The organism is Flavobacterium zhoui (assembly GCF_042787235.1).
GTDB lineage: Bacteria > Bacteroidota > Bacteroidia > Flavobacteriales > Flavobacteriaceae > Flavobacterium > Flavobacterium zhoui.
This window is the reverse complement of the sequence record NZ_JBHZPY010000016.1, coordinates 13,021-33,316: the sequence shown is the minus strand read 5'-3', so window position 1 is coordinate 33,316 and position 20,296 is coordinate 13,021. Positions and strand designations below refer to the sequence as shown.

The 20,296-nt window shown below is 34.3% G+C and carries 13 protein-coding genes and 1 pseudogene; 13 read left to right on the top strand and 1 reads right to left on the bottom strand.

What is annotated here, in order from left to right; genetic code table 11:
- Positions 1 to 4: 4 nt before the first annotated feature.
- On the bottom strand, positions 5 to 1,393 hold the full coding sequence (gene glmM, locus ACFX5F_RS15130; RefSeq protein ID WP_379852868.1) for a phosphoglucosamine mutase: 1,389 nt from the start codon (positions 1,391 to 1,393) through the stop codon (positions 5 to 7).
- Between the two features lie 99 nt (positions 1,394 to 1,492).
- Here glmM and ACFX5F_RS15125 point away from each other — a divergent pair, with 99 nt between their 5' ends.
- From ACFX5F_RS15125 to ACFX5F_RS15065, 13 genes and pseudogenes are all read left to right on the top strand, one after another.
- Positions 1,493 to 2,077, top strand: a complete 585-nt coding sequence (locus ACFX5F_RS15125) for an acyl carrier protein phosphodiesterase (RefSeq protein WP_379852867.1) — start codon at positions 1,493 to 1,495, stop codon at positions 2,075 to 2,077.
- Positions 2,074 to 3,759, top strand: a complete 1,686-nt coding sequence (ggt, locus tag ACFX5F_RS15120) for a gamma-glutamyltransferase (RefSeq protein WP_379852866.1) — start codon at positions 2,074 to 2,076, stop codon at positions 3,757 to 3,759. Before ACFX5F_RS15125 ends, ggt (ACFX5F_RS15120) begins: the two co-directional genes overlap by 4 nt.
- Positions 3,760 to 3,791: 32 nt before the next feature.
- Positions 3,792 to 5,477: a gamma-glutamyltransferase gene (gene ggt, locus ACFX5F_RS15115; RefSeq protein WP_379852865.1), complete on the top strand. Its 1,686-nt coding sequence runs from the start codon at positions 3,792 to 3,794 to the stop codon at positions 5,475 to 5,477.
- A 13-nt stretch (positions 5,478 to 5,490) separates the two neighbouring features.
- Entirely contained in the window at positions 5,491 to 6,159 is a 669-nt protein-coding gene (locus tag ACFX5F_RS15110) for a DNA alkylation repair protein (protein ID WP_379852864.1), read from the top strand.
- Between the two features lie 41 nt (positions 6,160 to 6,200).
- Positions 6,201 to 7,985 carry a chloride channel protein gene (locus ACFX5F_RS15105; RefSeq protein WP_379852863.1) on the top strand — a complete coding sequence of 595 codons (1,785 nt, stop codon included), beginning with the start codon at positions 6,201 to 6,203 and terminating at the stop codon, positions 7,983 to 7,985.
- 86 nt (positions 7,986 to 8,071) lie between these two features.
- Complete coding sequence (gene uvrA, locus ACFX5F_RS15100; RefSeq protein WP_379852861.1) at positions 8,072 to 10,903, top strand: excinuclease ABC subunit UvrA; 2,832 nt, start codon at positions 8,072 to 8,074, stop codon at positions 10,901 to 10,903.
- A gap of 69 nt (positions 10,904 to 10,972) precedes the next feature.
- Positions 10,973 to 11,701 carry an LOG family protein gene (locus ACFX5F_RS15095; RefSeq protein WP_379852860.1) on the top strand — a complete coding sequence of 243 codons (729 nt, stop codon included), beginning with the start codon at positions 10,973 to 10,975 and terminating at the stop codon, positions 11,699 to 11,701.
- 191 nt (positions 11,702 to 11,892) lie between these two features.
- On the top strand, positions 11,893 to 14,649 hold the full coding sequence (locus tag ACFX5F_RS15090) for a gluzincin family metallopeptidase (protein ID WP_379852891.1): 2,757 nt from the start codon (positions 11,893 to 11,895) through the stop codon (positions 14,647 to 14,649).
- 186 nt (positions 14,650 to 14,835) lie between these two features.
- Complete coding sequence (locus tag ACFX5F_RS15085) at positions 14,836 to 17,244, top strand: alpha-ketoacid dehydrogenase subunit alpha/beta (RefSeq protein ID WP_379852858.1); 2,409 nt, start codon at positions 14,836 to 14,838, stop codon at positions 17,242 to 17,244.
- A gap of 171 nt (positions 17,245 to 17,415) precedes the next feature.
- Positions 17,416 to 18,590, top strand: a pseudogene (locus tag ACFX5F_RS15080) (IS3 family transposase).
- A gap of 4 nt (positions 18,591 to 18,594) precedes the next feature.
- On the top strand, positions 18,595 to 18,786 hold the full coding sequence (locus ACFX5F_RS15075; RefSeq protein WP_379852857.1) for a hypothetical protein: 192 nt from the start codon (positions 18,595 to 18,597) through the stop codon (positions 18,784 to 18,786).
- Between the two features lie 99 nt (positions 18,787 to 18,885).
- The gene (locus ACFX5F_RS15070) at positions 18,886 to 19,563 is read left to right on the top strand and encodes a peptidoglycan DD-metalloendopeptidase family protein (protein ID WP_379852856.1); all 678 of its coding nucleotides are present in this window, start codon (positions 18,886 to 18,888) and stop codon (positions 19,561 to 19,563) included.
- A gap of 3 nt (positions 19,564 to 19,566) precedes the next feature.
- Positions 19,567 to 20,043 (top strand): hypothetical protein, encoded by a 477-nt coding sequence (locus ACFX5F_RS15065; RefSeq protein ID WP_379852855.1) that lies wholly within the window; start codon positions 19,567 to 19,569, stop codon positions 20,041 to 20,043.
- Positions 20,044 to 20,296 lie beyond the last annotated feature (253 nt).

Genomic DNA, 20,296 nt, shown 5'->3' with positions numbered 1-20,296 from the left:
GAAATTAAATTCCTGCTACTGCTTTTATTTCTTCAATGATTCGAAGTGCTAACACATCTGCTTTTTCTTGTGAAGACGCTTCCGTGTAAATACGAATAATTGGCTCTGTATTCGATTTTCTTAGATGAACCCAATTTTCAGCAAAGTCAATTTTCACGCCGTCAATAGTGGTAATATCTTCATCCTTGTATTTCTCAGTCATGGCCACAAGAATCGCATCTACATCAATTTGTGGTGTCAATTCAATTTTATTTTTGCTCATATAATATTCAGGATACGAAGCGCGTAAAGCAGAAACTGTCATTTTCTTGTTGGCCAAATGTGTTAAAAACAACGCCACTCCCACCAAACTATCACGACCGTAATGCAATTCCGGATAAATGATTCCGCCGTTTCCTTCGCCGCCTATCACCGCATTATTCTTCTTCATCAATTCCACTACATTTACCTCGCCTACGGCACTGGCTTCATAGTTTCCATTATGTGCATTTGTCACATCACGCAATGCACGGGAAGACGACATATTCGAAACGGTGTTTCCTGGTGTTTTACTCAAAACATAATCGGCGCAAGCCACCAAGGTATATTCTTCACCAAACATTTCACCGTTTTCGCAAATGAAAGCCAAACGATCCACATCGGGATCTACCACGATACCTAAATCCGCTTTTTCTTTGACAACCAATTCCGAAATATCTGTTAAGTGTTCTTTTAAAGGTTCCGGATTATGAGGAAAATGTCCGTTTGGTTCACAGTATAATTCTACTACTTCAACGCCCATTAATTCTAGTAATCTTGGGATAATAATCCCTCCTGAAGAATTTACACCATCCACCACCACTTTAAATTTAGCCGCTTTTACAGCATCAACATCTACAAGTGGTAAATTTAAGACCTCGTCAATATGAATATCCATATACGCATCGTTAATAATAATAGCGCCTAAATCATCCACATCCGAGAAATCGAAAGCTTCCGCCTCAGCAATTTCAAGAATTTTCAGCCCTTCTTCACCATTTAGGAACTCGCCTTTTTCATTCAATAATTTCAAGGCATTCCATTGTTTTGGATTGTGAGAAGCGGTAAGGATAATTCCACCTTCTGCTTTTTCTAACGGAACAGCAACTTCAACCGTTGGTGTTGTTGAAAGTCCTAAATCAATGACATCAATTCCTAAACCAATTAAAGTATTTACCACCAAATTGTGAATCATTGGTCCCGAAATACGGGCATCACGCCCTACAACAACAGTGATTTTATCTTTTCCTATATATTTTTTTAGCCAAGTTCCATACGCCGAAGCAAATTTAACCGCATCAACCGGGGTCAGGTTATCCCCTACTTTCCCACCAATAGTTCCACGAATTCCTGATATTGATTTTATTAAAGTCATTATTAGTATTTTAAATATTGAAATATAAATTTTTAATTTGATCACAAATATAATAATTGACAGTTTACAATAGTCATTTATAATTCATAAATTAGGCGAATGAATTTTTTAGCGCACATATACCTTTCCGGAGATAATGATTTAATAAAAATCGGCAATTTTATGGCTGATGGTATTCGGGGAAAACATTTTGAAACGTATCCAATTGATGTTCAAAAAGGAATTATTCTACATCGTGCCATCGACACTTTTACAGATGCTCATTCCATATTCAGACAAAGCACTAAGCGCCTGCATAAAAATTACCATCATTATGCGGGTGTGATCGTAGATGTTTTCTATGATCATTTTTTGGCTAAAAACTGGAACATGTACTCTAATGAAAAACTAGAAGAATTTGTAGGTCGCTTTTATCAATCTTTGCATAATAATCCTGATATTTTATCCGATAGAACCAAAGGAATGATGCCCTACATGATTGAACATAATTGGCTAGTGAGTTATCAAACAGTTGAAGGAATCAATCGAATTTTGACACAAATGGATCATCGCACCAAAAACGAATCCAAAATGCGTTTTGCTACAACTGAACTTTCAGAATTTTATTCGGAATTTGAAACCGAGTTTAGCGAGTTTTTTAAAGAATTAATACTATTTTCGAATGAAAAAATAATCACCTTATGAAAAAAATACTTTTTCTCCTTGCCTTTGCTGTTTTAGGCTGTAAATCAAATGAAAAAACTGTTGAACCTACAGGTTTAGTAACTTCAAAAGCGATGGTGGTTTCTGCTCGCGACGAAGCTTCGCAAATTGGAATTGACATCATGAAAAAGGGCGGAAACGCTTTTGATGCTATGGTAGCAACTGAACTGGCTTTGGCGGTTTCACATCCACAGGCAGGAAATATTGGCGGTGGTGGTTTCATGGTTTTCAGAAAAGCAAATGGCGAAACAGGTGCTATAGATTACCGAGAAAAAGCACCTTTGGCCGCATCAAAAGATATGTTCTTGGATAAAGACGGAAATGTTATTGAAGGTAAAAGTAGAGAAACCGCTTTGGCATCCGGAATTCCGGGTACCATTGCCGGAATATTCGAAGTGCACAAAAAATATGGTTCCTTACCTATAAATGAAATTCTGAAACCTGTAATTGCTTTGGCAGAAAGAGGTGTTGTCGTTACTAAATTTCAAGCGCAAAGTCTAGCGGATTACCGAGCTTCTTTCATCAAGGTTAACGGGCGTAACAGTTTATTTTCAAAAGAATATAAAGAAAATGACACTATTAAATATCCAGCATTAGCAGCTACTTTAAAAAGAATTGCAATGAATGGCCGTGATGAATTTTATCATGGAGAAACCGCTCAAAAACTAGTTGCTTTTTTAGCCAATAAAGGCGGAAATGTAACAATGGAGGATTTGAAAAAATACCAAGCAAAATGGAGAACACCCATTACATTTCAATATAAAGAATTAAAGATTACCTCAATGTCTCCACCAAGCAGTGGCGGAATTTGTTTAAATCAAATCATGAAAATGATTGAGCCTTATAACCTTTCACAAATGGGACACAACAGTCAAAAAACGATTCAGGTAATTACGGAAGCGGAACGAAGAGCGTATGCCGACCGGAATTATTTCTTGGGAGATCCTGATTTTGTAGAGCTTCCTTTGAAAGAATTAGTCGATCCAGCCTATTTAGAAAAGAGAATGAATGATTTTTCATTCGATCATGCTTCAAAATCTTCGGATATCGCTAATGGGAAAATTAAAGGATATGAAAGCAAGCAAACCACTCATTATTCGATTGTGGATGCCAAAGGGAATGCTGTATCGGTAACGACTACATTAAATGACAATTATGGTTCTAAAATATATTGCGATGAACTGGGCTTCTTTTTAAATAATCAAATGGACGATTTCAGCGCAAAGCCAGGGGTTCCAAATTTATATGGACTTACAGGAACGGAAGCCAACAGCATTGCTCCCGAAAAAAGAATGCTGAGCTCTATGTCGCCAACAATTGTAGAGAAAGACGGTAAACTTTTTATGGTTGTGGGAACGCCGGGTGGTTCAACGATCATTACATCTGTTTTACAGACGATATTGAATGTGTATGAATTTGGAATGAGCATGCAAGAAGCAGTAAATGCACCAAGATTTCATCATCAATGGCTACCTGATGAAATTACATTTGAACCCAATTCTTTTGATAAAGAATTATTAAATAATTTAAAGAAAAAAGGATATAACATCAATGAAAAAAATAAGGAAATCATTGGGGAATTAGATGCTATTTTGGTATTACGAAATGGAAAACTTGAAGGTGGTGCAGATAAAAGAGGTGATAATAAAGCGGTCGGTTTTTAAATAATATATTCTTATAAATTCATAATATCAGAATGAAAAAAATTATTATTCTATTAAGTATTTTTTCTATTGGATGTAAAACCCAAAATGTAATGGTAAAGCCTACAGGACTGGTTGCTAATAAAGCAATGGTAGTTTCGGCACGGGAAGAAGCTTCAAAAATTGGAGTTGAAATCATGAAGAAAGGCGGTAATGCTTTTGATGCGATGGTTGCAACCGAATTGGCGCTTGCAGTTGCTTATCCGTTTGCAGGAAATCTTGGCGGTGGCGGTTTTATGGTGTATCGAAAAGCAAACGGCGAAGTTGGTTCATTGGATTACCGAGAAAAAGCACCATTAGCAGCCACTAAAGATATGTTCCTTGACAAAAAAGGAAATGTTATAAAAGGAAAAAGTACAGGGACAGCTTTGGCCATTGGCGTGCCTGGAACGATTGCCGGAGTTTTTGAAGTTCATAGAAAATTAGGTTCTTTGTCTATCGAAGAAATATTAAAACCTGTAATTGCATTAGCAGAAAGAGGTGTGATAGTTACTAAGAAACAAGAACTTCGTTTTAATGATTATAAAGTGGAAATATTGAAAAGAAATGGACCAAATTCTCTGTTTTCTACTGTTTTCAAAGAAAACGACTTTATAAAATATCCGGCATTAGCTGCTACTCTAAAAAGAATTACCAAAAATGGCAGAGATGAATTTTACAAAGGGGAAACCGCTAAAACATTAATTAAATACCTGCACGAAAAAGGAGCCATAATCACTTTGGAAGATTTGGCTCAATACGAAGCCAAATGGAGAACGCCACTCACTTTTGATTATAAAGATCTAAAGGTGATTTCTATGCCTCCACCTAGCAGTGGCGGAATATGTCTGGCTGAAATATTCAAAATGATAGCACCTCATGATTTGGCTAAAATGGGACACAATACAACAGAAGCCATTCAAGTTATTGTAGAAGCTGAAAGAAGAGCCTATGCCGACAGAAGTTATTATCTGGGTGATCCTGATTTTGTAAAAATTCCACTAAAAGCATTAATGGCTGATAATTATTTAAAACAACGAATGTCGAATTTTAGTTTTGAAAAAGCCACTTTATCATCGGATATAAAAGAAGGAAAAGTAAATTATAACGAGAGTATGGAAACTACTCATTATTCTATTGTGGATCAGTTTGGCAATGCGGTTTCAGCAACTACAACATTAAATGATGGTTATGGTTCCAAATATTACTGTGACGAATTGGGCTTTTTCTTAAACAATGAAATGGATGATTTCAGTACGAAGCCAGGTGAGCCAAATATGTTTGGTTTGGTAGGAAATGAAGCCAACAGTATTGCGCCACAAAAAAGAATGTTGAGTTCGATGACGCCAACCATCGTCGAGAAAAACGGAAAATTATTTATGGTTGTAGGCTCTCCAGGTGGATCGACGATTATCACTTCGGTATTGCAAACGATATTAAATGTTTACGAATATAGTTTGAGTATGCAGGAATCCGTAAATGCACCCCGTTTTCATCATCAGTGGCTGCCTGATCTTATCACTTTTGAACCGAACACTTTCGACACAAAAACCTTTGAAACCTTGAAATCAAAAGGATATCTTATCAATGAAAAAATGACTCCCGTAATAGGAAAAGTAGATGCTATTTTGGCTTTGCCAAATAAAACTTTAGAAGGTGGAGCAGATTTTAGAGGAGATGATAAAGCGGTTGGATTTTAAAAAGGAACAATTTATGAAATTTATACCTGCCTTAGAGCATGCTTTCGCAGCAAACCAAAATTCGGAAAATGCTTTTGCAATGGCCAAATATATGCGAAATAATTTTTCTTTCTTTGGAATAAAAACAGACGACAGAAGACGCATTTTCAAGGAAATTTGGAAACAAAACAAAAACGAAGTTACTGAAAATGCAAGGGAGATTGCTTTAGAACTATATTCGAAACCAGAACGGGAATTCCATTATTGCGCAATTGAAATTTTGATAAAAGAACTCAAAGGAAATTATAAGAAAGATGATATTCAAATCATTGAAAAATTAATTGTTACAAATACTTGGTGGGATAGTGTTGATACAATTGCAAAATACATTTTGGGAGAATATTTATTAGAATTCTCATTGGAAACCAAAAATATAATTGCCCTTTTTTCTAAATCAGAGAATATATGGCTGAATCGAAGCACTATTTTATTTCAATTGAATTATAAACAAAAAACAAACTTTGATTTATTGAAAACTGAATGCAATAAACATAAAATGTCTAAGGAATTTTTCATTCAAAAAGCAATAGGATGGGCATTAAGGGAATATGCAAAAATAAATCCTGAAGCGGTAAAAATTTTTGTTGCTAACAATAATTTAATGCCCTTGAGTACAAAAGAAGCATTGAAAAATATCAAGTAAGCTAATAATAATTGTAATTTAGCACTCTTTAAAAAAATAGAATGTTCAAAAAATATCTCTCGAAACTAGAAACCGTAATCGCTTTTGCACAATCTATTTTAACACCAAAGCAATTTATATTTTTATCTGCGGTTATGGTTGGTATTTCTTCGGCTTTTGCGGTGATTGTACTAAAATCCTTTGCCCATTGGGTGTTTTCGTTTGCGACATATATTAATGGTATTTTAAAATTAAGCTTCATCAATAGTATTTTACCAATAATTGGAATACTTTTGACTGTTTTTGTTGTCAAAAAAGTTCTGGGAGGCACAATTGAGAAGGGAACATCACAGATTTTATATACGGTCGCAAAAAAAGCGAGTATCATACCAAAAAAGCAAATGTATGCGCAAATCATTACCAGCTCGCTTACCGTTGGTTTAGGTGGGTCTGCGGGTTTAGAGAGTCCAATTGTGATTACTGGTGCCGCTTTTGGATCCAATTACGCGCAGCGTTACAAATTAAGTTATAAGGACAGGACCTTACTTATAGGTTGCGGTGTTGCGGCTGGTGTCGCTGCGGCGTTTAATGCTCCAATTGCAGGTGTATTATTTGCCATTGAAGTTTTATTAGTTGACGTGAGTATTTCAGCATTTACTCCAATAATGATTGCTGCAGCTACGGGTGCGTTGGTATCTGTTATTGTATTGGATGAAACTATTTTATTGTCTTTCAAACAACAGCAAACATTTGATTTTCATAACATTCCTTTTTATATTCTTCTCGGTTTATTCACAGGATTTATTTCTGTTTATTATTCCAGAAACTTTGCTAGGGTAGAACATTTTTTTGGCCGACTTAAATTATCTTCATATAAAAAAGCATTATTTGGTGCTTCAATATTGGCAATCATAATCTTTGTTTTTCCAACTCTTTTTGGTGAAGGTTATGAAAGTATTAAAACTTTATCTGAAAGTGATCCGGGACAGTTACTTGAAAATACCCTTTTCAGTAGCTTTAGAAATAATAGTTGGGCCCTTTTGATATTTGTTGGTTTAACGATGATGTTAAAAGTTTTTGCTACAGGAATTACTTTAGGTTGTGGTGGTAATGGAGGAAACTTCGCTCCTTCTCTATTTCTGGGTTCTTATGTGGGTTTTTTCTTTTCTAAATTTTTAAATTTAACGGGGCTTACGAAGTTACCTATCAGTAATTTTACAATGGTTGGAATGGCAGGAATTCTAAGCGGATTATTTCATGCGCCATTAACAGCTATCTTCTTAATTGCTGAAATCACTGGGGGGTATAATTTAATGATTCCGCTTATGATAGTTGCTTCAATCAGTTTTGCCATTTCTAAACGATTTGAAAAACATTCCATGGACGTCAAGAGCTTAGCGGCAAAAGGGCATGCGTTTACGAGTAACAAAGACTCAAATATTCTAACGACATTAGATACTAACTCCATCATTCAAACAGATTATTTGACCGTTTCCCCTGATGAAAATTTAGAACGGTTAGTTGATTTAATTTCACACTCTAATCAGGTTATTTTTGCTGTTGTTGATAAAGATAAAAAAATGGTAGGTATTGTTCATTTTAATACTATAAGAGAGATCATCTTCAATCAATATCGAGTAAAATACACGTTGGTAAAAGAAGTTATGATTCAACCCATAGAAATCATTACTCCTAATGACAGTATGGAAACCGTAATGAATAAATTTGAAAATGCGAAAGTTGTATTTCTTCCAGTAGTAAAAGAAGGAAGATACTATGGTTTTATCTCGAAATCTGTGGCTCTGGAAGCGTATAGAACCAAATTGAAATCAATGACGATAGAATAAATTCCCAATTAGTTTTAACATAAACTTCTAAACTGTTCTATCGAAAGAATAAATCAAAATGGTAACTTTGCTTTTTTGCAAAAATTATGTTAGACAAAGACAATACCATTGAAGTTCAAGGCGCTCGAGTTCACAACTTAAAAAACATAGATGTTTCTATTCCTCGTGAAAAACTGGTCGTAATTACCGGTCTTTCGGGTTCTGGGAAATCCTCTTTAGCTTTTGATACGATTTATGCCGAAGGGCAACGCCGTTATGTAGAAACTTTTTCTGCTTATGCGCGTCAATTTTTGGGAGGTTTAGAACGTCCAGATGTGGATAAAATTGACGGACTTTCTCCAGTAATTGCAATTGAACAAAAAACAACCAGTAAAAGTCCACGTTCAACCGTAGGAACTATCACTGAAATATACGATTTCCTGCGATTACTGTATGCCCGTGGTGCCGATGCGTACAGCTACAATACCGGCGAAAAAATGGTTTCCTATTCTGATGAGCAAATCAAGGATTTGATTATTCAGGATTTTACCGGAAAACGAATCAATATTTTAGCACCAGTTATTCGGGCTCGAAAAGGACATTATGCAGAGCTTTTTCAACAAATTGCCAAACAAGGTTTCCTTAAAGTTCGAGTGAATGGTGATATCCTCGACATTACTTTAGGAATGAAATTAGACCGTTACAAAACACACGATATAGAAATTGTTGTGGATAGAATGGTTATTGATGATACTCCAGAAAATGAAAAACGTTTGACCGAAAGCATTAATACAGCGATGCATCATGGGGAGAATGTGTTGATGGTATTGGATCAAGATTCTAATGAAGTGAGGTTTTTTAGTCGGAATTTAATGTGTCCCTCTACCGGAATTTCTTATCAGAATCCGGAACCCAATTTATTTTCTTTCAATTCCCCAAAAGGCGCTTGTGATCATTGCAACGGATTAGGAACGGTAAATGAAATTAACCCGAAGAAGATAATCCCAAATCCAAAATTATCGATAAAAGCGGGCGGTTTTGCTCCTTTGGGCGAGTACAAATCATCTTGGATTTTCAAGCAATTGGAAATAATTGGAGAGAAATATGGTTTCAAATTGACCGATGCAGTTAGCACCATTCCGGAGGAAGCGATGGAAATGATTTTGAATGGTGGAAAAGAAAAATTCACCATCAATTCTAAAGATTTAGGAGTTGCCCGTGAATATAAAATTGATTTTGAAGGGATTTCACATTTCATCAAAAATCAACATGACGAAAGCGGTTCCACAAGTATAAAACGTTGGGCAAAGGAATTCATGGACGAAATAAAATGTCCCGTTTGCCAAGGTTCTCGTTTGAAAAAAGAAGCGATGTTCTTTAAAATCAATGAAAAAAATATTGCCGAATTGTGCGATATGGACATTTCGGATTTGACCGCTTGGTTTCTTGATTTAGAAAACCATTTATCGGATAAACAAAAACGTATCGCCACTGAAGTAATCAAAGAAATTAAGGATCGATTGAATTTTTTGATGAATGTAGGTTTGGATTATTTGGCTTTAAGCCGAAGCTCCAAATCACTTTCGGGTGGTGAAGCACAACGTATTCGTTTGGCAACTCAAATTGGTTCGCAGCTAGTTGGTGTTTTGTATATTCTCGATGAGCCAAGTATTGGTTTACACCAAAGAGACAATGACAAATTGATTCATTCTCTCGAGCAATTACGCGATATTGGAAACTCAGTGATTGTGGTGGAACACGATAAAGACATGATTGAACGTGCCGATTATGTGATTGATATTGGCCCCAAAGCAGGGAAATACGGAGGCGAAATTATCAGTAAAGGAACACCAGCCGAAATCTTGAAACATCATACTATTACAGCGATGTACATGAACGGTGAAATGAAAATTGAAGTTCCTGCAAAACGTCGGGAGGGAAATGGAAAATTCCTGAAACTGACTGGAGCAACAGGAAATAATTTGAAAAATGTTTCGATAGAATTACCTTTAGGCAAAATGATTTGCGTGACTGGAGTTTCCGGAAGTGGAAAATCAACTTTGATAAATGAAACGCTCTACCCTATTTTGAATGCCTATTATTTTAATGGTGTCAAAAAACCAAAGCCTTACAAAAAAATTGAAGGATTGGAGCACATCGACAAAGTAATTGATATTGACCAAAGCCCGATTGGAAGAACTCCAAGAAGTAATCCAGCCACCTACACCGAAGTTTTCACCGAAATCAGAAATCTGTTTACGATGACTTCCGAAAGTATGATTCGAGGATATAAAGCGGGACGATTTAGTTTTAATGTAAAAGGAGGACGCTGTGAAACCTGCGAAGGTTCAGGTGTGCGAACAATTGAAATGAACTTTTTACCCGATGTTTACGTAGAATGCGAAACGTGTCAAGGGAAACGTTTTAATAGAGAAACATTAGAAATTCGATTCAAAGGAAAATCCATTTCTGATGTTTTGAATATGACGGTAGATGAAGCGGTTCCATTTTTTGAAATGATCCCGAAGATTTACAGAAAAGTAAAAACAATTCAAGATGTTGGTTTAGGCTATATTACTTTGGGACAACAAAGTACCACGCTTTCCGGTGGTGAAGCACAACGCATCAAATTGGCAGGTGAATTATCCAAAAAAGATACCGGAAATACCTTTTATATTTTGGATGAACCCACGACTGGATTGCATTTTGAAGACATCAGAGTATTGATGGAGGTGATTAATAAACTGGTTGATAAAGGAAATACGATTTTGATTATCGAGCACAATATGGACGTAATAAAACTAGCGGATTACATCATAGATATTGGTCCAGAAGGCGGAAAAGGTGGCGGACAGCTTATTGCCAAAGGAACTCCTGAGGAAATTATAAAAAATAAAAAAAGTTATACGGCGCAATTCTTGAAAAAAGAATTACTTTAGTAATTGGGAGCGCTAGCCCAGATAAAAGTGGAAATAGCTCCAAAAAAATAAGATTATAAAATATAGAAAATGAGATTAGAAGATTTTGACAATGATGAGGATAAAGTTATCCAAGACCGATTAAAAAGAAAGACTTGGAACGAAATAAGAACCAACGACAGTTGGGCGATTTTTAAAATCATGGCCGAATTTGTAAACGGTTATGAGAGTATGGGACGCATAGGGCCCTGCGTAACTATTTTTGGCTCTGCCAGAACAAAACCAGAGCATGAATATTATTTGCTTGCCGAAAAAATTGCCTATAAAATCAGTAAAGCAGGCTATGGCGTGATTACTGGTGGCGGACCCGGAATTATGGAAGCAGGTAATAAAGGTGCGCATTTAGGCGGTGGAACCTCAGTGGGACTAAACATTGTATTACCATTTGAGCAACATTACAATCCTTATATTGACAGCGATAAAAATTTGAATTTTGATTATTTCTTTGTTCGAAAAGTGATGTTTGTGAAATATTCCCAAGGTTTTGTAGTGATGCCAGGAGGCTTTGGAACTATGGATGAATTGTTTGAAGCGATGACTTTGATTCAAACAAAAAAAATAGCCCGATTCCCTATTATCTTGGTTGGAACCAGTTTTTGGTCGGGATTGATTGACTGGATTAAGACGGTACTAGTAGAAAAAGAGGGTACGGTTCACGCTGAAGATTTGAATTTGTTTAAAATTGTTGACACCGAGGATGAGGTCGTTGAAGTTTTAGATAAATTTTATAAAAAATATGATTTATCACCAAATTTCTAAGAATTAGCTGCCTAAAAGCAGCTTTTTTTATTTTATTTTGAACTAAAATTTGTTCATTTAATGTTTAATAATAAGTACATTTATTTTTTATTAAATTTTAAATTACTTACTTGAAATCATTGTATAAAATCATCGTTTTAATTCTTGTCGTGTTGGTTTCAACAAAACAATATGGACAACATCATTCGACAATGACTGTAGAATTGAATTCAGAGAATAAAACGTTGACTATAGAACAAGAAATGACTTTTTTCAATCAGTCGAATGATACTTTGACATCGATTGTTTTGAATGATTGGAACAATGCCTATTCCAATAAAAACACACCACTGGCCAAGCGATTTTCTGATGAGTTTTACAGAGGTTTTCATTTAGCGAAAGAGGCAGAACGAGGAAGTACCAAAAATTTGACTATTACGGATAAAAGTCATTTAGTAATTGTTTGGGAACGAACAGAGAAAAACCCAGATTTTATCGTTGTTAAATTAAGAGATAAATTAATCCCCAACCATAAAATCACATTACAACTTACCTATATTGCTAAAATTCCAAGTGATAAATTCACTAAATACGGTTATAATGATAAAGAAGAAATAAACCTTAAAAACTGGTTCCTTACTCCCGCCCGATATGAAAATCATGATTTTATACGATACAGCAACAACAATTTAGATGATATCTCGAACGCTGTTTCTGGCTTTGATATTGATTTGAAGATTCCTTCGAATTTAGAAGCCATTTCCGATTTAAATAATAATAATAATAATACTCCAATCAAGACTGTCGGTTTTTCTACCTACAAATTATCTGGAAAAAACAGAACCGATTTCAGCCTTTTTATAGAACCCAAATCCAGTTTTATCAGTTTTAAAAACAGTACTAACGAGGTGCTGACCAATCTTAAAGAAAATAAACTAAGTGCGGTTCAAAAAGCAATTATTATGGATCGTGTGATGATTTATGTCACTAAACAAATTGGCCAATATCCACATGAAAAAATAATTGTTTCGCAAACGGATTACGAGAGAAACCCTTTTTATGGTTTGAATCAATTACCGTCTTTCTTGAGTCCGTTTCCGGATGAGTTTATTTTTGAAATTAAATTTTTGAAAACCTATCTGAATACTTATCTGAAAAATAGTTTACGATTAAATCCAAGAAATGACGACTGGATTTATGATGGAATTCAAGTGTATGCCATGATGAAATACATTGACGAAAACCATCCAAATACGAAGATGTTTGGTAGTATTTCCAAATTTAAATTATTGAAAAGTTATAATCTGACCAACTTAGATTTTAACGAGCAATACAGCTATTTTTATATGCTTATGGCACGGAAAAATTTAGATCAGCCATTAGGAGATCCGAAAAATACCTTAATAAAATTCAATGAGCAAATTGCGAGTAAATATCGTGCGGGTTTAAGTCTTTTATACTTGGATGATTATTTAAACCAGAATACAGTAAAGAATAGTATTCGTCAATTTTATCTTCAAAACAAGGAAAAACAAACTTCCAGAGATGATTTTGAAACGCTTTTAAAATCAAATACAAACAAAGATATTGACTGGTTTTTCAAAACAATCATCAATTCCAGAGCTATTGTTGATTACAAATTTTCTGGAGTTTCAAGAACACAAGACAGTATAACTTTTTCCGTAAAAAGTAAAACAGGAGTCTTAGTCCCTATTCCTGTTTATGGGATTAAAAAAGGGGAAGTGGTTTTTAAGAAATGGCTTGATGTACCTGAAATAGACAGCAGTTTTACGATAGAAAGAAAAAGTGCAGATAAAATTGTCATAAATTATAAAAATGAAGTTCCCGAGTATAATTTACGAAACAACTGGAAGTCTCTAAAAAGTTTTTATCCAAACAATCGTCCTTTTAAATTTAATTTCATGAAGGATTTAGAAGATCCTTACTACAATCAAATTTTGTACGTTCCCTCACTAACTTATAATTTATACGATGGTTTGTCACCGGGATTACGATTACACAACAAAACAATATTAGATAAACCATTTATCTTTGATATAAATCCATCTTATTCAACTAAAACTAATAATTTTTCCGGTTCTGGTTGGTTTGCAATTAACCAAAATTATAGAGAAAGCAGACTATATAACGCGAGATATTCGCTATCAGGTACTTATTTTCATTACGCCCCTGATGCTTTTTATCAGAAGATAAATCCAATGATTCAAATGCGAATTAGGGAAGAAAATTTTAGAGACAACAGAAAACAATTAATTATGCTGCGTCAAGTCTTAGTAAACCGCGAGAAAAGCGCTTTTGTTGTTGATAATTCAACGGAGAATTACTCGGTTTTTGATGCGAAATACTTTAATTCAACAACGGAAGTGACCAATCATCTCAGTTTCACGTCGGATATACAAATCGCAAGCAAATTCGGAAAAATTGCAAGTGAATTGGAATACCGAAAATTGTTTGAAAATAATCTTCAAATCAATTTAAGATTGTACGCTGGAAGCTTTTTATACAACAAAACCGATTCGGATTTTTTTAGTTTCGCACTGGACAGACCTACGGATTATTTGTTTGATTATGGCTATTATGGAAGATCCGAAAGTACTGGTCTTTTTAGCCAGCAATTTATATTATCGGAGGGCGGATTTAAATCGAAATTAGTAACCCCTTATGCTAACCAATGGATTACGACGGTTAACGGAAGTTTTAATATTTGGAATTGGGTAGAAATTTATGGAGACTTGGGTTTGGTTAAAAACAAGTATCAAAATCCAAAATTTGTTTATGATAGTGGTATTCGTCTGAACTTGGTTACTGATTATTTTGAATTGTATTTCCCTGTATATTCGAACAAAGGATGGGAAATAGCGCACAATAATTACAATGAAAAAATAAGATTTTTAGTTACTTTTTCACCAAAAACATTAATCAATCTTTTTAATCGAAAATGGTTCTAATCGATTGTTAAAATGATTTTTATTTACATAATTGTTATTAAAATAGTTATTTTGATGAATATAATAAAAAAAGAGGTTCGTTTTATACCAAATTTATTGTAATAATTAAATTATATTTTTTTCAATGAATTATGAAAATAGCTAGTTTTTAATTAAATTTGCTTCACAAAGTTATACTTTTCAATTATGATAAAAGAAAAAACCAATTCTACATTGACATTTGAAGATTTCAAAACCGAAGTATTAAATGACTATAGAACAGCCATAGTAAGTCGGGAATGTAGTCTATTAGGACGTAAAGAAGTATTAACCGGGAAAGCAAAATTTGGAATATTTGGAGACGGAAAAGAAGTTCCACAGTTAGCCATGGCCAAAGCTTTTAAAGACGGTGATTTTCGTTCTGGATATTATCGTGACCAAACTTTTATGATGGCCATTGGTCAATTAACCGTACAACAATTTTTTGCAGGATTGTATGGTCATACGGATATTGAACAAGAACCAATGTCAGCAGGAAGACAAATGGGTGGGCACTTTGCGACACACAGTTTGAATGAAGACGGAACTTGGAAAGATTTAACAAAACAAAAAAATTCAAGTGCAGATATTTCTCCAACGGCCGGGCAAATGCCAAGGTTGTTAGGGCTTGCACAAGCTTCAAAGATTTACAGAGAAGTTTCAGGTATAAAAAACGCAAGTAATTTCTCTGACAAAGGGAATGAGATTGCTTGGGGAACGATAGGAAATGCCAGCACATCTGAAGGATTATTTTTTGAAACTATAAATGCTGCAGGTGTTCTACAAGTACCAATGATAATGAGTGTTTGGGATGATGAATACGGTATTTCAGTACATGCAAGACATCAAACTACTAAAGAAAACATTTCTGAAATTCTAAAAGGATACCAAAAAGAAAAAAATACCAATGGGTTTGAAATACTAACAGTCAAAGGATGGGATTATGTTGATTTAGTTGCTACTTACGAGAAAGCTGCCCTTATATCAAGAGAAAACCATGTTCCAGTTTTAATACACGTAAACGAACTTACGCAGCCACAGGGGCATTCCAGTTCAGGATCTCATGAGAGATACAAGGATGCGGCCAGATTAGCCTGGGAGAAAGATTTTGATTGCATTCGCCAAATGAAACTATGGATGATAGCCATCAACATTGCGTCTCCAGAAGAAATTGAAGCCATTGATCAGGAAGCCAGAAAAGAAGTATTGGAAGGAAAAAAAGCGGCTTGGAGTGCTTTTTTAAACCCTATTATTGACGAACAGAAAGAACTTGTTTCTTTGTTGCAAAGAGTAGCAGAGACCAGTAAAAATAAAGAAACAATCTTAAAATTCATTTCTGAATTAAGTAGCAATAAATCTCCTTTGAAAAAAGAAATTCTTGTTGCGGCTAGAAAAACATTGCGATTAGTGATGAATGAAGCCGGAAAAGAGGAATTATCTCAATGGATAACTTCCTATACTAAAAAAACACAGAAAAATTTTAGCAGTAACTTATTTTCTGAAACAGAATTGAATGTATTTTCAGTAGAAAAAGTTTTACCTGAATATTCAGACAATGCGAAAGAAGACACTGATGGACGCATGATTTTGCGCGATAATTTTGATGCTATTTTTACCAAATATCCAGAAACATTGATCTTTGGCGAAGATGCAGGAAATATTGGTGATGTAAACCAAGGTTTAGAAGGAATGCAAGAGAAATACGGAGAACTTCGTGTAGCTGATGTCGGAATTCGTGAAGCAACCATTCTTGGTCAAGGTATCGGTATGGCATTACGTGGTTTACGCCCAATTGCCGAAATTCAATATTTAGATTATTTGTTGTATGCCATCCAAATTATGAGCGATGATCTAGCAACATTAAGATATAGAACGGTAGGTAAGCAAAAAGCACCTTTAATTATACGTACACGTGGCCATCGTTTAGAAGGAATCTGGCATTCAGGATCTCCTATGGGAATGATTATAAATGCAGTGCGAGGAATTCACGTTTTAGTTCCAAGAAACATGACACAAGCTGCCGGATTTTACAATTCTTTATTAGAATGTGACGAACCGGCTTTAGTAATCGAATGTTTAAATGGTTACCGATTGAAAGAAAAAATGCCGTTAAATTATGGTGAATTTAAAACCCCAATTGGTGTTGTTGAAACATTAAAAGAAGGAACAGATATTACTTTGGTTTCTTATGGTTCTACGTTAAGATTAGTGCAACAAGCCGCCAAAGAATTACTGGAAGTAGGTATTGATTGTGAGATCATCGATTTACAGTCTTTACTCCCATTTGATGTTAATCAAGATGTGGTAAAAAGTATTGCCAAAACAAACCGTCTTTTAGTTATAGACGAAGATGTTCCAGGAGGAGCTTCCGCTTATATCTTGCAACAAATTGTAGAACAACAAGATGCTTATAATTATTTAGACAGTAAACCGCAAACTTTAACTTCAAAAGCACACAGACCTGCTTACGGAACTGACGGAGATTATTTCTCTAAACCTTCGACTGAAGATATTTTTGAAAAAGTATATGGGATGATGAATGAGGTAAATCCAGTTAAATATCCAAGTTTGTATTAATACATGATTTTTTAAAAATTGAAATCCCAACTTGAAGTTGGGATTTTTTTTTGATTAATAATTAATCACTTGTTTATAAAAGAATAAAATATTAAATTGGTAATCAATTAATTAGTGGACATGCTAACTTAGCCATCACATTAAGTTAAGAATTAATCTTAATTTTAGCCTATGAAACAAGTCCGCAAAATTTATGACAAAGCTTTTAAAGAAAAAGCCGTTCAATTGAGTTATGATAGAACAAATGTATCAGAACTCGCCAGAGAGTTGGGAGTCACAGCACCACAGTTGTATAAATGGCGTAAAGAGTTTGAGGAATTTGGAGAAGGAAGTTTTCCTGGGAAAGGAAATTTAAAACTCACTCCCGAGCAAGAAAAAATCCACGAACTGGAGAAAAGACTCAAAGATGCCGAATTAGAACGTGATATATTAAAAAAAGCAATCGGCATTTTTTCCAAGAGCGGTCGATGATTTATAGTTTCATAAAAAGCAATGAACAACTATTCCCGATTGAAAAAATGTGCAAAGTTCTACAAGTGAGCAGCGGAAGTTATTACCGATGGAAAAAACAAGTAATCACAGCAAGACAACAACTAAAAATTACCATAAAAGAACAGATAACATTGATTTATTTTGCAGCCAAGCAAAGATATGGAAGTCCTAGAATAACATTGGAATTACAGTATTTAGGTTATAAAGTTTCACGAATTACAGTTGCAAAATATATGAAAGAACTTGGCTTACGAAGCAAATTAAGCAAGAAGTTCAAAGTTACAACCAACTCAAATCATAATTATTTAGTTGTCGAAAATGTATTAAACAGAGAGTTTATTGTAAAAATGCCTTCAAAAGTTTGGGTTTCGGATATTACATATATCCAAACTAAAGAGGGGTTTGTATATCTGACCACTATTATGGATTTATACGACAGAAAAATTATCGGTTGGAGTTTGAGTGACGGAATGAGTACAGAAGAAACTACCCTTGGAGCTTGGAAAATGGTAGTTAAAAATTGAAATATTGAGGAAGGTTTGATTTTTCATTCCGACAGAGGTGTTCAATATGCAAGCAAAAAGTTTGTAAATGTTCTTGATTCCTACAAAAAAATAACCCGTAGTATGAGCCGCAAAGGAAATTGTTGGGACAATGCAGTAGCGGAAAGCTTTTTTAAATCCTTGAAAACTGAATTGATTTATGGAAACAAACTGATTTCTAAAGAACAAATGAAACTGGAAATCTTTGAATACATTGAAATTTGGTACAATAGAAAAAGGAGACATTCTGCTTTGAATTATGCAACTATTGAAGAATTTAACAATCAAATTAATTACAAAAATGTAGCTTAACTTAATGTGCACTTTTTATTTGCATATCCAAACTACCGTGACAACTCCCGCCGCTCCAACTTCTTCAAAACAAGTGAAAGACAGTTCGTCAATAATAGTTGGCACAAATGGCGTAAATGTTACTATTAAAAGTGGAGCTACTAAAACTAGTGTTAATGTTTCTGGTGGTACAGCAAAAATTGAGGTAAAAAAATAAGATTCGGATATTCTCTTAATTAAAAGTTATAATGCCAATGTAAATTTTTTATGTTGGCATTTTTTATTTTATTTTAAGGTTTATTACAAATAATGCAAAATGAGCACATTAGAAACTATCTTAAAAAGTATTCAAAAAGTCAAAGTAATCGATGATTCTGTTGATAATAAATACTATACTCCTTTGGATTTATCCGTGTCAAATGCCTTTTTTTCAAAACAAGAAATTAGCACATCAACTGATTTTGAAGAATTTATTGAAAAATATTTGGCCAAAGAAAATTCAAAATTAGCTTTTGGTGGTTACAACGAAGAGCGCAATTTATACAAGCGAAGCGCCGTTTTTAATGATGCTGAAACAGAAGAAAGAAATATTCACATTGGATTAGATTTATGGATAAAAGCGGGAACTCCTGTACTGGCGGCACTTGATGGAACAATTCATAGTTTCAAACACAATGTAGGGTTGGGAGATTATGGACCAACTATTATTTTAGAACACAAAATAGAAAGTCAGACTTTTTATACACTATATGGACACCTTTCATTAGAAAGCATTGCTGAAATTGAAGTTGGCACTACTTTCAAAAAAGGACAACAATTAGCGACTTTGGGCAATGCAGCCATTAATGGAGATTATGCACCACATTTGCATTTCCAAATTATAAAAAATATTGGAGATAATTATGGAGATTATCCTGGGGTTTGCAGCAAAAATGACCTGGATTATTATTTAGAAAACTGTCCAGATCCAAACATATTATTAAAAATCACATAAATCATGAAAAAGATAATTCTTATTTTAGGTATCGTTTTATTTATTAGCTGCAAATCTAAAAAGGTCGTTGAGACACCAAAACCTGCCGAAGTTAAAATTGCAAAACTGATGCTGTCAAATGTCAATGAACTTCAAAAAGACAAAGCGTATGAACTCGGAAAAAGAGTGCTGATGACCTGCAACACTTCAAAGTTTAAACCTTTTAACGAAAGTGAAGCCACCGCTTCGGTAATTCAAAATACAACCGAAGAAAGATTGACAAAAACATGTACTAAATTTCGTCAATATTATGGAACTTTCAACGACCTGCAATTAGTCGAAATTTATAAAAACTACATTGACAAAACACTTATTTTTCGTTATAAAGCGTTATATACAAAGAAAGTAGCAAACAAAGAACTTCGTGTTTCATTGAATGAAGAAAACAAAGTTTCGGCTATTAAATCACTTGATTGGACCGATAATTTTCAAGTGAAATAGAATATTTAGCATTACCAATTGCTCGTATTTATTTTCAAAAATTTATATATTAGAGACCTTCTTTTTTTATCTTTAACATTGAAGAATAAAAAATACAAGAAGGTTCTATTTTTTAGTCTTTCTAGTAAAAAACATATTCACGAATTCCCTAAACCTTCAAAAATTATACGGCAAAATGAATCCTGCAAACTAGTAAATTAGTGACTTATTTGGCTTTTGAACTCTTATTTTTATAAAAAAAATGTAGTATTCA

Bases quoted from the DNA above. Each gene is read 5' to 3' on its own strand.
- ACFX5F_RS15125 (WP_379852867.1), top strand. From the start codon at position 1,493: ATGAATTTTTTAGCGCACATATACCTTTCCGGAGATAATGATTTAATA.
- ACFX5F_RS15075 (WP_379852857.1), top strand. From the start codon at position 18,595: ATGTGCACTTTTTATTTGCATATCCAAACTACCGTGACAACTCCCGCC.
- ggt (WP_379852866.1), top strand. From the start codon at position 2,074: ATGAAAAAAATACTTTTTCTCCTTGCCTTTGCTGTTTTAGGCTGTAAA.
- ACFX5F_RS15065 (WP_379852855.1), top strand. From the start codon at position 19,567: ATGAAAAAGATAATTCTTATTTTAGGTATCGTTTTATTTATTAGCTGC.
- ACFX5F_RS15095 (WP_379852860.1), top strand. From the start codon at position 10,973: ATGAGATTAGAAGATTTTGACAATGATGAGGATAAAGTTATCCAAGAC.
- uvrA (WP_379852861.1), top strand. From the start codon at position 8,072: ATGTTAGACAAAGACAATACCATTGAAGTTCAAGGCGCTCGAGTTCAC.
- ggt (WP_379852865.1), top strand. From the start codon at position 3,792: ATGAAAAAAATTATTATTCTATTAAGTATTTTTTCTATTGGATGTAAA.
- glmM (WP_379852868.1), bottom strand. From the start codon at position 1,393: ATGACTTTAATAAAATCAATATCAGGAATTCGTGGAACTATTGGTGGG.
- ACFX5F_RS15070 (WP_379852856.1), top strand. From the start codon at position 18,886: ATGAGCACATTAGAAACTATCTTAAAAAGTATTCAAAAAGTCAAAGTA.
- ACFX5F_RS15085 (WP_379852858.1), top strand. From the start codon at position 14,836: ATGATAAAAGAAAAAACCAATTCTACATTGACATTTGAAGATTTCAAA.
- ACFX5F_RS15110 (WP_379852864.1), top strand. From the start codon at position 5,491: ATGAAATTTATACCTGCCTTAGAGCATGCTTTCGCAGCAAACCAAAAT.
- ACFX5F_RS15105 (WP_379852863.1), top strand. From the start codon at position 6,201: ATGTTCAAAAAATATCTCTCGAAACTAGAAACCGTAATCGCTTTTGCA.
- ACFX5F_RS15090 (WP_379852891.1), top strand. From the start codon at position 11,893: ATGACTGTAGAATTGAATTCAGAGAATAAAACGTTGACTATAGAACAA.